12 protein-coding genes and 1 riboswitch are annotated in these 13756 nt (G+C 65.0%); of the genes, 8 read left to right on the top strand and 4 right to left on the bottom strand.

From position 1 onward, the window contains the following. Positions 1-12 precede the first annotated feature (12 nt). Entirely contained in the window at positions 13-1521 is a 1509-nt protein-coding gene (pdxR, locus tag HAP48_RS10530; protein ID WP_166213831.1) for a MocR-like pyridoxine biosynthesis transcription factor PdxR, read from the bottom strand. Between the two features lie 97 nt (positions 1522-1618). On the opposite strand from pdxR, the gene HAP48_RS10525 reads away from it, so the two are divergent. Both HAP48_RS10525 and HAP48_RS10520 read left to right on the top strand, forming a co-directional pair. Then, a complete protein-coding gene (locus tag HAP48_RS10525; RefSeq protein WP_166213832.1) occupies positions 1619-2245 on the top strand; it encodes an FMN-binding negative transcriptional regulator in 627 nt (208 codons plus the stop codon). A 110-nt stretch (positions 2246-2355) separates the two neighbouring features. Then, positions 2356-2973 (top strand): LysE family translocator, encoded by a 618-nt coding sequence (locus HAP48_RS10520; RefSeq protein ID WP_166213833.1) that lies wholly within the window; start codon positions 2356-2358, stop codon positions 2971-2973. 8 nt (positions 2974-2981) lie between these two features. On the opposite strand, the gene HAP48_RS10515 is transcribed toward HAP48_RS10520, so the two are convergent. Both HAP48_RS10515 and HAP48_RS10510 read right to left on the bottom strand, forming a co-directional pair. After that, on the bottom strand, positions 2982-3302 hold the full coding sequence (locus HAP48_RS10515) for a DoxX family protein (protein WP_166213834.1): 321 nt from the start codon (positions 3300-3302) through the stop codon (positions 2982-2984). Position 3303: 1 nt separating this feature from the next. Beyond that, a complete protein-coding gene (locus HAP48_RS10510) occupies positions 3304-3684 on the bottom strand; it encodes a DUF4267 domain-containing protein (protein WP_166213835.1) in 381 nt (126 codons plus the stop codon). A gap of 128 nt (positions 3685-3812) precedes the next feature. Between HAP48_RS10510 and HAP48_RS10505 the strand changes: the two genes are divergently transcribed. Further along, positions 3813-4433 (top strand): TetR/AcrR family transcriptional regulator, encoded by a 621-nt coding sequence (locus HAP48_RS10505; protein WP_166213836.1) that lies wholly within the window; start codon positions 3813-3815, stop codon positions 4431-4433. Between the two features lie 1064 nt (positions 4434-5497). On the opposite strand, the gene rpmE is transcribed toward HAP48_RS10505, so the two are convergent. Continuing rightward, a complete protein-coding gene (gene rpmE, locus HAP48_RS10500) occupies positions 5498-5725 on the bottom strand; it encodes a 50S ribosomal protein L31 (RefSeq protein ID WP_016845230.1) in 228 nt (75 codons plus the stop codon). 197 nt (positions 5726-5922) lie between these two features. On the opposite strand from rpmE, the gene HAP48_RS10495 reads away from it, so the two are divergent. The 5 genes from HAP48_RS10495 to HAP48_RS10475 all read left to right on the top strand — a co-directional run bounded on the left by HAP48_RS10495 (position 5923) and on the right by HAP48_RS10475 (position 13754). Continuing rightward, a complete protein-coding gene (locus HAP48_RS10495; RefSeq protein WP_420869860.1) occupies positions 5923-7779 on the top strand; it encodes an ABC transporter ATP-binding protein/permease in 1857 nt (618 codons plus the stop codon). A gap of 137 nt (positions 7780-7916) precedes the next feature. Then, positions 7917-8312: a hypothetical protein gene (locus HAP48_RS10490; RefSeq protein WP_224497006.1), complete on the top strand. Its 396-nt coding sequence runs from the start codon at positions 7917-7919 to the stop codon at positions 8310-8312. A 209-nt stretch (positions 8313-8521) separates the two neighbouring features. Beyond that, positions 8522-10012 (top strand): amidohydrolase family protein, encoded by a 1491-nt coding sequence (locus tag HAP48_RS10485; protein WP_166213838.1) that lies wholly within the window; start codon positions 8522-8524, stop codon positions 10010-10012. 1 nt (position 10013) lies between these two features. Beyond that, positions 10014-10943 carry a CobW family GTP-binding protein gene (locus HAP48_RS10480; RefSeq protein WP_175612340.1) on the top strand — a complete coding sequence of 310 codons (930 nt, stop codon included), beginning with the start codon at positions 10014-10016 and terminating at the stop codon, positions 10941-10943. Positions 10944-11172: 229 nt separating this feature from the next. After that, positions 11173-11368: riboswitch (cobalamin riboswitch) on the top strand. A gap of 106 nt (positions 11369-11474) precedes the next feature. Continuing rightward, a complete protein-coding gene (locus HAP48_RS10475; RefSeq protein WP_166213840.1) occupies positions 11475-13754 on the top strand; it encodes a TonB-dependent receptor in 2280 nt (759 codons plus the stop codon). Positions 13755-13756 lie beyond the last annotated feature (2 nt).

Genomic DNA, 13756 nt, shown 5'->3' with positions numbered 1-13756 from the left:
ACCTCGAGGCTTTCATTTCAAGCGAACCTGATCTGGTTGTCTACGTCTTCCGCGATCCATGATTCCGCGCAGACGGACCGCGGCGGCCTCCAGTTCCTCCGGCGCAAATCCGCCGAAGCCGAGCATCAGGCCGGCCCGTGCTTTCAGCGCGTACATCAGCGAGATCGGCCGCACGACGATCCCCTCGGCAAGTGCGGCCTTCGCCAATTGCACATCGTCGATGCCTTTCGGCAACCACAGCAGCAGGTGCATGCCCTGATCGCTCGGCTGCAGCGTGACGTCATCAGGCATGTGGCGTTCGAGCGCCGCGATCAGTGTCGCGCGCCGCGCGGCGTAGACACCGCGAATGCGCCTGATATGCGCTTCGAACAGGCCCTCGCGCATGTAGGCGGCCAGCACATGCTGGTCGGCGGTCGGCGAATGCCGGTCGAGCAGCGCCCGTGCGCCGGCGAAGGCGTCGATCAGCGGCAGAGGCGCCACGACATAGCCGAGCCGCAGCGAAGGAAACAGCACCTTGCTCAGCGTGCCCAGATAAATCACGCGCGACGGGGCGAGGCCCTGCATCGAGGGGAAAGGATGACCCGCATAGCGCAGCTCGCTATCGTAATCGTCCTCGACGATCCAGGCGTCGCGGCACGCGGCCCACGCCACCAGCGCGTTGCGGCGGGCCATGCTCATCGGCATGCCGAGCGGATATTGATGCGAAGGCGTCACGAAAGCCGCGCGCGCATTCGGACACGCGGCGATCGCGGCATCGACGTCGATGCCTTGCGCATCGACCGCGACGCGCGTGGTGACGAAATCGAGATCGTCGAGCACCGCCGTCATGCCGGGATAGGCGGGATCCTCGGCCCACACGCGATCACCCGACGACAGCAGCACGCGGCCGGCGAGATAGAGGCCCTGCTGGGTGCCGGCCGTGATCACGACCTGCTCGGGCGTGCAATGCACCGCGCGCGATTTGCGCACATAGTCGGCGATCGCCTGCCGTAACTCCATCAGCCCGCGCGGATCGCCGTAGCTTGCCGGCGCTGCCGCGCGCGATGCACGGACGCGGTTGCCGAGGCGCCGCCAGTTCTGGTCCGGGGCGACGGCGCCGCCCGGGACCGGGATCGCGAACGGCGCCTCCGGCATCGGTGTGAAGGTTGCAGCGACCTTGGCAAGCCGCATCGCGCGCGGCGGCAACTGGATCGGCGCGGTCTTGTTCGAACTGCGGTTGACGGGCGGGCGGACGGGCCGCGCTTGTTCGGCAAGCGTCGGCGCGACGCTTGTGCCGGCTCCGACATGCGACACCAGATAGCCCTCGGCCTGCAATTGCTCGAAGGCTTCCATGACCGTGCCGCGGGCAACGCCGAGCGAGGCCGCCAGCGCGCGGGTCGACGGCAGGAATTCACCGGCCTTCAATTCGCCGTTGGCGATGGCGGCGCGCAAGGCTTGCGCGATCTGGCGTCCGACCTGTCCGGCGGTGCGGTCGATCGCCCGGAGCGGAGGGATGCTGATCGTGGTACGCAGGCGGGGCATAGTGGACCAGTCAATATGATCGAAAGTGGCTCTTATCATAGGCCACTTCGGCGCTATTGTGCGAGCAACAATTGATGAGGTCTGCCAGAGGTCTGCCATGTACTTGCCGCCGCACTTCAAGATGGATGAGCTCGGCCCGATCCACGCCGCGATGCGGGCGTCGCGGCTTGCGACGCTGGTCACCGCGACCGCCGACGGGCTGATCGGAACGCCGCTGCCGTTGATCCTCGATGCAGACGAGGGCGACTACGGCACGCTGTACGGCCATGTCGCGCGGCCCAATCCGCAGTGGAAGCTGCCGGCGGTCGGCGAGGCGATGGCGATCTTCACCGGGCCCGATGCCTATGTGACGCCGTCCTGGTATGTGACCAAGGCCGAGCACGGCAAGGTGGTGCCGACCTGGAATTACGTCGCAGTGCACGCCTACGGCGCGGCCGAATTCTTCGAGGATGCCGACCGCCTGCTCGATGTCGTCACGCGGCTGACCCGATTGCACGAGAGCACGCGCAAGGAGGCCTGGCAGGTCAGCGATGCGCCTGATGATTTCATCAAGGCTCAGCTGCGCGGCATCGTCGGCTTCCGGATGCCGATCACACGGATCGACGCCAAGAAGAAGATGAGTCAGAACCGCAAGCTCGAGGATCGCGCCGGTGTCATCGCGGGCCTCGGCGCCAGCGACAATCCTGTCGACCGCGAGGTCGCGGCGATGATCCCGGCGAGCTAAAGCGTTTTCAAGCGAAGTGGATACCGGTTCGCGTGAAGAAAACGCGTCAAAACAAGAATCTGGAGCTCTGTTCCGATTCCATCGGAACGGAGCTCTAGACGAAAGCCCCGATGGAATTGTACCTTGCCTTTGCGATCACGACTGCGACCTTCGCGCTGATCCCCGGTCCCGCCATGCTCTACGCCGCAGCCCGCACCCTGGCGGGCGGCCGGCGCGCCGGGCTATTGGCTTCGCTCGGCCTGCATCTTGGCGGCTACGTCCATGTCATCGCCGCGGCCGCCGGCCTCGCGCTGCTATTTCACGCGGTGCCGCCGCTATTCACAGCGATGAAGCTGGCCGGTGCGGCCTATCTGGTCTGGCTCGGACTGTCGCTGTTCCGCGATCGCGACAACACCAAACGCCCCGAGCTTGCACCGCTCTCCGCCGAGCGCGCCTTCGCGCAAAGCATCGTCGTCGAGGTTTTGAATCCGAAGACCGCGATCTTCTTCCTGGCGTTCCTGCCGCAGTTCGTCGATGCGTCGGCGAGCCTGCCGGTCTGGGCCCAGCTGTTTCTGCTCGGCACCATCGTCAACCTGACCTTCTCGGCGGTCGATATTGTCTGCGTGTTCTTCGCCAGCGCCGTGATGTCGAAGCTGCAGCGCTCGCAGAGGTCGCAGCGGGTCATGCAGCGGATCGGCGGCAGCATCCTGGTCGGGCTCGGGGCGCGGCTCGCCTTCCAGGACCGCTAGGTCAGCCCTCAGGACAAGGTCGCTGCAAGAGCAATCAAGGCGCCAAAGACACCGAGTGGCGCAAGGTGCGAAAGATCGCGGTGGTGCAGAACGGTCATAACCGCAGCCGCAATGATGACCGCCCCAAGCGCCAGGCCAACACTGCGACTGGCAGGAAGCGCAATCAGAACGGCGCTCATGATCTCCAGTCCACCAGTAAAACGGCTCCACCAGCGCGGGTAGCCCCACCGCGCGAAATCACTTTGCGTCCCGGGCGTGCCGATCGCGTTGAAGAGGCCTGCGCCAAAGAATCCGGCAACGAGTAGCCAAATTGGAAGAGCATGGACCATCTCAGGCCGCACCAATCATCATGGGGATGGCTGCCAGGATCATGAGCACCGCCGTGAGGCCGTGCATGCCGAAGGCGCTCTTGGTGGAGCCTTTCGCCGCGAGAATGAGCAGCATGTCGCCCACGGGGATGATTGCTTCAACAAGCAGGATGATGCCGACCCCGCGCGGGGCGCCCCACGCCATGAACGCCAGTACGGCCAATCCCGATGCAATGTCGCGCACCCCCTTGAGGCGAAGCCACCAAACGGTGTTGGCGCCGCTTTCAGGCAGCGGCAGGCCGAAACTGCGCGTCGCGGTCGTTGGGCTCACGACATACAGGGTGCCGATCGCGATAATCGCGACAGCCACGAGCAATGCCATTCCGAGCGCAAGCCAATGCATCACACTGTCCTAATTCTAGCCAAAGAAGCTAACCTAGCGTTGCTAGATTGATAATCTAGCATTGCTAGGTTATCAAGCATCGGTATGATCACGAATATGTGGGCCTTCCGGATCTGGGAGATCGAGGATTGGGTATCGCCGAGCGGAAAGGGAGGGGCCGGGCTGAGCGCGAGCAGCGCATTGTCGCGGCAGCGCGCGTGATTGCAGAGCGCGAAGGATGGGATGCCGTTACAGTCCGCCGCCTGGCCGAAGAGATCGAATATAGTCAGCCAGTCCTCTATTCACATTTCGAGAACAGGGACGCGATTGTTGCGGCAGTTGCAGTCGAGGGCTTTAGGGAGATCACAGTCGCTCTTCGGGAAGCGGCAAGCGGATCGACCAGAGGACGAAATGCGCTCAAGAATGTCGCGATCGCCTATCTCGCCTTTGCACTACGTCATCCTGCACTCTACGAGGCCATGTTCATCCTTCCGACGAATTTGCGGTTCGCCGAAGCTGGAACCAGACCGGAACTAAGGGCCGGTTTCGAAGCCCTCGCGGCAGTCGTGACGCCGTTTTGCGTCGATGTAGCTGTCGTGACCGAGACTTTTTGGGCAGCGCTTCATGGGCTCGCTGAGCTCGAACGTTCAGGCCGAATTAGGCCCAGCGCGCGCGGCGAACGCATCGCACTTGTTGTTCGGGCGATCGTAGCTTCCCGAAATAGCTCGCCTGGTAGGTTTGGCGCATCGACCTCCAACGCCCGGAGCTGAGTTTCAGCTTTCTCCTATCGAATATCTCGACCGGCGCGCCTCTCGCATGCACTGCGCTCGCCGGAACATTTTGAGCGCGCTGCTGTCGGTCTCGCATGCGTCATGCGATCTGCTCGCAACGGCAAGCTTGACGCGGCGGGTGCGACAAAACACCCCGACGGGCAACTCAGCAAAACGCGTCAAGTCCCCGCTGCAAAAATATTTCGCTTTATCAGAAATGCAACTCAGTGCTATAGAGGTGCCCGTCTCACCCGATCGAGGGGCGGGTCGCGATCGTCACGAACGCGGTGTGAGATGCGGTGGACGCCGATTGCGCGACTGACGAGAGCGCACGAAGCGGACGGTGAAGTCGTGTGGTCCTGACGCCCTAGTGGTAGGTGTCTTTTCACAATGCGCTAACGCGTCTTGTGAAGGCGGTGACAAGCAAGCCCAGTCTCGCCGGGGAGAGCACGAAGTAAGCCGTAACCCATCGCGCAGGGAAAGCCGGGTTGTTTCCGGTTACACCTGTGGTCCTACCCCCGAGCTTTCTACCCTTTGCTCGGGGCCCATGGGTGCGATCGGCACCCGGCTTTCCCTGCGCCCTCTGCGAGAGGAGGGCGGAACGAAGAGCAAAGCTCGGACAAATCATGTCGCGAGAATGCGCAGTTGCGTCCCCACCCTCACTGTCATCGTCCGGCTCGACCGGGCGATCCAGTACGCCGCGGCCTCTCGGTTCAAGCACCGCTGCCTCTGGAATACTGGATCACCCGCTTTCGCGGGTGATGACACCGCGATGTTTGACAGTGAATCGTGAACCATCGCCACCGTCGGCGCCACACACTCGGTGTCGTCCCGGCGCAGGCCGGGACCCATCACCACAGATGCTGATCGTTATGCACCGCTGGAACGACGAGTCCCGTCAGCCACATCTGCCGCGGAGTGGGTCCCGGCCTTCGCCGGGACGACGGGATGGAGAGAGTGGCGCGCTCGTCCGTCCGACCGATCTGGCGCAGTTCCAAAACAAAAACGCCCCCGAATCGGAGGCGTTTTGCATTGGGGCGTCGATAGCGATCCCGAAGCGGACTTTAGTCCTTCTTGAGGAAGCCCGAAAACTTCTTCTGGAAGCGCGACACACGGCCGCCGCGGTCCATCAACTGCTGGGTGCCGCCGGTCCAGGCCGGGTGCGACTTGGGGTCGATGTCGAGGTTCAGCGTGTCGCCTTCCTTGCCCCAGGTCGAGCGGGTCAGGTACTCGGTGCCGTCGGTCATGACGACCTTAATCGTATGATAATTCGGATGAATATCGGCTTTCATGGCAGTTCCTTCGGCGCGCCGGCGCCCGTCTCAAGATGTCTGGGGTACGGGATTTGGGCGGCTCTATAACGCATGGAGCCCCCCAAAACAAGCCAAGAAAGGGGCTTAAGCCCATCACCGGATTGGGACTTTACCGGATTTGCCAGCCGGGGGTCAGCGGGCCTATGTGGAGGCGATAGAACCGGTCTAGAAACATAATGAGCGTAGCCGAACAGCTTGAGACCCCTCCCGGCATGCCGCAGCCTCCGCGCGATGCGTTGCTCGACGAGGAAGCCTTCATCGAGAGCCAGATCACGGAGCCGGCGAAGAGTCGTGCCCGCCTGCGGCCCCTGCTTGCGCTCGCGCCCTATGTGGCGCGCTACAAGGGGCGCGCGATCCTTGCGCTGATCTCGCTGACGATCGCGGCGATCACCACGCTGGTCGTGCCGGTCGCGGTGCGGCGGATGATCGACATGGGCTTCACGCCCGAAGGCATCGCGATGATCAACAGCTATTTCAGCGTGATGATCGCGGTGGTCGCGGTGCTCGCCTGTGCCAGCGCCTCGCGCTACTACCTCGTGATGACGATCGGCGAGCGCATCGTCGCCGATCTCCGGCGCGACGTGTTCGCGCATCTGATTTCGCTGTCGCCGTCATTCTTCGATTCCGCACGAAGCGGCGAGCTGGTGTCCCGGCTCACCGCCGACACCACGCAGATCAAGTCCGCAGTCGGCGCCTCGGTGTCGATCGCGCTGCGCAATCTGATGCTGTTCTTCGGCGCCGCGGCGATGATGGTGATCACGAGCCCGCGGCTCTCCGGCTTCGTGCTGGCCGCGATCCCGCTGATCGTGATTCCGCTGGTCGCGTTCGGTCGCTGGGTGCGGCGGCTGTCGCGCAACGCCCAGGACACGCTGGCCGATGCCAGCGCCTATGCGAGCGAGCTGGTCAACGCGATCCGCACCGTGCAGGCCTATACCGGCGAGCGGCTGGCCAGGACGCGCTTCAGCCGCGAGGTCGAGCAGGCCTATGACGCCGCGCGCAGCTCGACCAAGGCGCGCGCGATGCTGACGCTGATCGTCATCTTCATCGTGTTCGCCAGCGTCGTCGTGATCCTTTGGGTCGGCTCGCATGACGTGCTGGTCGGAACCATCAGCCCCGGCCGGCTCGGCCAGTTCATTCTCTATACGGCGTTCGCTGCGAGCGGCCTCGGCCAACTCAGCGAGGTCTGGGGCGAAGTCTCGGCCGCATCGGGCGCCGCCGAGCGGCTGTTCGAGATCCTGCGCGTCAGGCCGGAGATCGCGGCTCCCGCCGCGCCGCGCGCGCTGCCGCAGCCGGCACGCGGCGATGTCGGCTTCGACAATGTCAGCTTCGCCTATCCGACCCGGCCCAACGCGCTCGCGGTCGACGGCGTGTCGCTGAAGGTGTGCTCCGGCGAGAAGGTCGCGATCGTCGGCCCCTCCGGCGCCGGCAAGAGCACGCTGTTCCATCTGCTGCTGCGCTTCTACGATCCGAAATCGGGCACCATCTCGCTCGACGGCGTGCCGATCCGGCAGGCCGATCCCGCCGAGGTGCGCGCGCGGATCGCGCTGGTGCCGCAGGATTCCGTGGTGTTCGCCGCCTCGGCCCGCGAGAACATCCGGTTCGGCAGGCCGGATGCCACCGACGCCGAGGTCGAGCGTGCCGCCGATCTCGCCCATGCCACCGAATTCCTGCGTCGGCTGCCCGGCGGCTTCGACGCCCAGCTCGGCGAGCGCGGCGTGACGCTGTCCGGCGGCCAGCGCCAGCGCATCGCGATCGCGCGCGCCATCCTGCGCGATGCGCCGCTGCTGCTGCTCGACGAGGCGACCTCGGCGCTCGACGCCGAGAGCGAGACGCTGGTGCAGACCGCGCTCGAGGAATTGATGCGCCACCGCACCACGCTGGTGATCGCGCATCGTCTGGCGACCGTGCTGTCCTGCGACCGCATCCTTGTCATGGACCAGGGCAGGATCGTCGAGCAGGGCACCCACGCCGAGCTGGTCGCCGCCAACGGCCTCTATGCACGGCTGGCGCGGCTGCAGTTCGAGGGGATCTGAGCCCGCGATCTTGCTAGGCATTGCCGGGCCGCTTATGCGGCGCTTATGAGATCGCCCGCGCGCTCCCCTCGAAAACCTATTGCCGCGCAAGGATAGTCGCGCCGCGCCCCGGATCGGGCGCGCGGGGTGTTCGATCGATGCGCACTGAGGGAGTGAGCGAACCGCAGGGCAAGCTGCTCTGCGCCTGGCAACTCGCCGTGCTGCGCTTCTCGGTGACGCTCGACGACGCCGACCGGATGCTTGTGCTCGCCGTGGCCGGCGAGCTCGATCGATTGGATGGTGCGGCCGCTGGCTCGTTCCACTTCTTCCGCAGGACGACAGCGGAGCTGTGCCATGCCATCACCGGTCACGATGCCCATGCGGACGCCGTTGTCCGGCGCTTTCAGATGCAGATCGACAATCCGCGATTGCGCCGGGCCTTCGAGGCAGCGATCGCCAGGGATCGGACGCCGCCGAAGCTCGTCGCGAGCCGGACTAGGCCCAGCGACGATCTCTGGAGAGGCCTCGCCCCGCGACGCGCGACCGGAACGTAACGGACCTCGCCGCCACTCGCATCGTTGACGCGGCCTTCTCGCATCGCGCGAAGGACGATTGCGTTACACCATGTCGCAACAATCCTGATCGGGGCGTTGCGATAGATGCGATGCATTTTTGTGTCTTGGCCCCGCTTGGGTCCGGTCGTAAGCCTTAATGAAGGCGGCCGGCCGGGACCGCGGTTTTGGACAATGCGGGGAGTGGCGAGATGGGTGGTTTGGTGATCAGCGGCGGCCGGGTGGTGGATCCGGCCAGCGGGATGGATGCGATCGGCGACGTCGCTGTTGTCGACGGCCGGATCGCCGCTGTCGGCACCGGCCTCGGCGGCGCCGAGCGGCAGATCGACGCCACCGGCCTTGTGGTCGCGCCCGGCTTCATCGATCTGCACGCGCACGGCCAGACCATTCCGGCCGATCGCATGCAGGCCTTCGACGGCGTGACGACATCGCTCGACCTCGAGGCCGGCGTGCTGCCGGTTGCGTCCTGGTACAAGCGCCAGGCCGAGAAGGGCCGGGTGCTGAACTACGGCGCGGCCGCTAATTGGGCCTTCGCGCGGATCGGCGCGATGACCGGCTCGAATTCGGAGAGCTCGCTGGAATCGTTCGGCGCCGCGATGCGCGATCGCCGCTGGATCGAGAACGTGGCGACCGAGGGCGAGGTCGGCGGCATCCTCGAGCGCCTTGCCAACGGACTGAACGAAGGCGGCATCGGCATCGGCATTCTCAACGCCTATGCGCCGGGCGCCGGCGTGCAGGAACTGACCGCGGTGTGCCAGCTCGCCGCTGATCACGCGGTGCCGACCTTCACCCACGTCGCCTACATGTCCCGCATCGATCCCGAGAGCGCGGCCGAGGCCTATATCCGCCTGATCGGCTATGCCGGCGCCACCGGCGCGCATATGCACATCTGCCATTTCAACTCCTCGAGCAAGACGGATATCGAACGCTGTGTTGCGCTGATCGCAAAAGCGCAGGCGCAGGGCCTGCCGATCACGGTGGAGGCCTATCCCTATGGCACCGGGTCGACCGTGCTGGCGGCGACCTTCTTCAGCGATCCCAAATTCGAGGAGCGCAACGGCCTCGGCTACGATTCGGTGCAGCGCGTGACCGACGGTCATCGCTTCGGCAGCCGCGAGGAGCTGCTGGCGGCGCAAGCCGAAGAACCCTCCACGCTGGTGCTGTGGCATGTGCTCGATATCGAGAACAACCAGCATCATCGCGACCTGCTCGACATGGCGGTGCTGTATCCGGGCGGTGCGATCGCGTCCGACGCGATGCCGTGGACGCTGTCGGACGGCCGGCCCTACACCGGCGACGCCTGGCCGCTGCCCGATGATGCCACCTCGCATCCGCGTTCGGCCGGCTGCTTCACCCGTTTCATCCGCGAATGGGTGCGCGAGCGCCAAAAAGTGTCGCTGCTCGAGGGCATCCGCAAATGCGCGCTGATCCCGGCCGAGATTCTGTCGGCGAGCACGCCGGCGATGCGCGCCAAGGGCAGGTTGCAGGCCGGCGCTGACGCCGATGTCGTGGTGTTCGACTTCGAGACCTTGAGCGATCGCGCGACCTTCTCCGCGATGAACCGCCCGGCGGAGGGCGTGCGGCACCTCGTGGTCAGCGGTCAGCCGCTGATCAACGACGGCGTGCTCGATGTCGCGGCGCGGCCGGGCCGGCCGGTGCGCCGGCCCGTCGCCGGAGGCTGACGTGCCGGTCCCGATCCTGCTGGTCGCGGGCTTTCTCGGGGCGGGCAAGACCACCGTCGTGAACCATCTGCTGGCGCATGCGGAAGGGCGGCGCATCGCGGCGGTGGTGAATGATTTCGGCGCGATCAATATCGACGCGGAGCTGATCGCCGGCGCCAGCGATGGCGTGGTCAGCCTGAGCAATGGCTGCATCTGTTGCACGCTGGAGGGCGATCTGCTGCGCACGCTTGCAAGCTTGCTGCGGCGTGATCCCCGTCCCGAGTTCATCGTGATAGAGACCAGCGGGATCGCCGATCCCTCCGACATCGTCCGCAACCTGATGGATCCCGTGATCTGGAAGGAAGCGCCGCTGGAGACCGTGCTGTGCGTGGTCGACGCGACGCAGCCTGCGACGGCGCTGGACGATGCGCTGCTGCGGTCGCAACTGCGGGCGGCCGATGTGGTGGCGCTGAGCAAGGTCGATCTGGCTGATGCCACCGCGCGCGCCGCGATCCGCGACGCCGTACGCGCGGTGCGTCCGGCGGCGGTGGTGGTCGATGCGCTGCATGGCGAGGTGCCGGCAGAATTACTGTTTCCGGCCGATCTCGATCATGTGCCGGCGCCGCGCGAGACCTTGCCGCGACGGCCGGTGTCTGACCGGTTCGAAACGCTGAGCTGGACGTCGGAGCGGCCGGTGCGGTTGCCGCGCTTGCAGCGGGCGATCGGCAGGCTGGCGCCGAAGCTCGCGCGAGCGAAGGGATTGTTCGAGACGGTGGAGCAGCCCGGACGGCTGACGGTGTTTCAACTCGCCGGCGGACGCGCGACCTTGGCTGCGGGCGGCGTGCCGGCACCCGGCGTGCCGCGAACGCGAATCGTGTTCATCGCCGAGATGGGTGCGCTGTCGTGGGCGGAGATCGATGAGGTGATGCAGGGATGCGTCGAAGCCGAGTGATGCGAACTTACGTTTCCCGTCAATCTGAGGTGCGAGCGGAGCGAGCCTCGAAGGATGCACGGCCCGGCTGTTGGCCGTCGATCCTTCGAGACGCCGCTTCGCGGCTCTTCAGGATGACGGGTCAGGAAGTCTCCGCGTCAGCGATACAGGCCGTGTGTCATCGCCGCAGCACCATCCCGCAAAGCACGTGCGCGACAATCGCGCCGAATTGACAGCCCATCCCGCACCACCTATCGTTTCCGCCGACGGTTCCCTTCGGGGATCAAAAGGGAATGCGGTGCGAGGGTAACCCCAATGCCGCAGCTGTCCCCGCAACTGTAAACGGCGAGCCTTTCGTCAATTTGCCACTGGGCCATTCGGTCCGGGAAGGCGTCGACAGGCGACGACCCGTGAGCCAGGAGACCTGCCGTCAGTCGTGGTCACACGCGAGCACATCGGGCGGGGGCGTCCTGGTGGGATCGGAGCACTGCCTTTTGGGCAATGCGCCAGTCCGCGTTCGCGGTGACGTGCCACGTTACCGCGAGTCCTTTCATGTCTCCGTCTTTTCCCGTTGCGCGCCGCTGGCGCCTCGGTCTCGTTTGCTCCCTGTCATCGCTGCTGCTGCCGGCTGAAGGTGAAGCACAAACACCGCCACCAACCAGGCTCGATCCGATCGAGGTCTCGCCCTCGGCATCCGCAAAGCCCAAGCCCGCGGCGCGAAGCAACGACTCGGCGTCGTCGTCGCGGTCACGCTCCAGACCCGCACCGGCCGCCGCAGCCGGCAACACGCCGCGCGCCGCAGCGTCGGGCGCTTCGGGGTCGGCATCGCCGACGCTCAACGCCACCACGCCGGGTAGCACCGGCAGCCGTCTGAATCTAACGCCGCTGCAAACGCCGGCGAGCGTCGAGATCATCACGTCGCAGACCATCGCCGAACGCGGCCAGCATAATGTGACCGATGCCGTCACCCAGGACGCCGCCGGCTTCACCGCATTGTCGGCGCCCGGCAATGGCGGTCTGTCATTCAGCACCCGCGGCTTCGCCGGCAGCAATTCAGTGATGACGCTGTATGACGGCACGCGCTTCTACATCGGCTCGGGGACCCTGACGTTCCCGTACGATACCTGGTCGACGCAACGCATCGAGGTGCTGCGCGGCCCGGCCTCGGTGCTGTACGGCGAAGGCGCGATCGGCGGCGTCATCAACGTGATCCCGAAGAAGCCGCAGGGCACGCCCTACAACGAGGCTGAGGTCTCGCTCGACAGCAACATGACGCGGCGGCTCTCGGTCGACAGCACGGGGCCAATTAATCCCAATGTGTCCTACCGGATCAATGCCACCGGCAACATGTCGGACGGTTGGGTCGATCGCGACAAGACCTCGAATGCGGCGGTCTCGGCCGCGGTGCACGTGCAAGCGTCGGAGAATCTTGCCTTCACGCTCTCCGAGGACTATGGCGACCGCAGCCCGTCGCGCTATTTCGGCACGCCGCTGATCAACGGCGCGATCCAGGACGCGCTGCGCTTCAAGAACTACAACGCGTCGGACAGCACCATCCGCTATCAGGACAGCTGGACCCAGTTCAAGACCGAATGGGACGTCGCCGACGGCATCAAGATCAACAACACGCTGTATTACCTGACCAGCGAGCGGCATTGGCGCGACATCGAGAGCTATACCTGGAATCCGAAGACCAACTTGATCGATCGCGGCAACTATATCGAGATCTTCCACGACCAGAAGCAGGCCGGCAACCGGATGGACGCGACCTTCAGCGGCCACATCTTCGGCCTCGAGAACCGCTTCGTTGCGGGATTCGACGTCAACCACATCGACTTCACCCACACCAACAACTCGCCGTTTGGCGGCGCGTCGTCGGTCAACCCCTACGTCTTCGATCCCGGATCGTTCTTCGCGACGACGACCGCGACATCGCCCGGCTTCAATGCGATCGTCAATCAATACGCGCTGTTTGCGGAGGATCGTCTGTCGCTGACCGATCAATTGTCTGTTGTCACCGGCGTCAGGTACGATCGCCCCGAGGTCGACCGCACCGACTATCGGACGCCGTCGAACAGTTTCGACGTCGCGCTCTCGGGCACCAGCTGGCGCACCGGGGTGGTCTATGAACCGATCAGGAACCTCGCGTTCTATGGTCAGTATGCGGTCGGCGTCGATCCGGTTGGCAATCTGATCTCGCTGTCGGCCACGCAAAAGACCTTCCAGCTTGCCACCGGCAGGCAGACCGAGATCGGAGTCAAGCAGTCGTTCCTGGGCGGGCGCGGCGAGTGGACGCTGGCGGGCTATCAGATCGTCAAGAACAATTTGCTCGTTGCCGATCCGAACAACCCCGCAGGCCTCGCATTGCAGGTCGGCCAGCAATCATCGCGCGGCGTCGAGGCATCGGTCGGACTGGCGTTGGATTATGGCTGGCGTATCGACGCCAATGTCGCGCTGCTGCAGGCGAAGTACGACAACAACAGCCAGCTGGTGAGTGGAAAGCTCGTCAGCTATGCCGGCAACGTTCCGATCAACGTACCGCAGCAGGTGTCGAACATCTGGTTGACCTGGGACTTCGCATCCAACTGGTCGGTCTATGGCGGCGTCCAGATCGTCGGCCAGATGTACTCCGACCTTGCCAACACCCAGTTGCGGCCGGGCTACAATGTGGTCAATGGCGGCGTCAGGTGGAAGCCGGATGACCGCACCACCGTTGCGTTCCGCGTCTACAATCTGTTCGACAAGGTCTACGCGGTGACGTCGCCCTATGCCGGGCAGTGGCTGCTGGGCATGCCGCGCACCGCGGAACTCTCCGTCAACGTGAAGTTCTGATC

It is taken from the genome of Bradyrhizobium septentrionale (genome assembly GCF_011516645.4).
GTDB classification, from domain to species: Bacteria; Pseudomonadota; Alphaproteobacteria; order Rhizobiales; family Xanthobacteraceae; genus Bradyrhizobium; species Bradyrhizobium septentrionale.
This window is presented reverse-complemented; position numbering and strand designations above follow the sequence as displayed.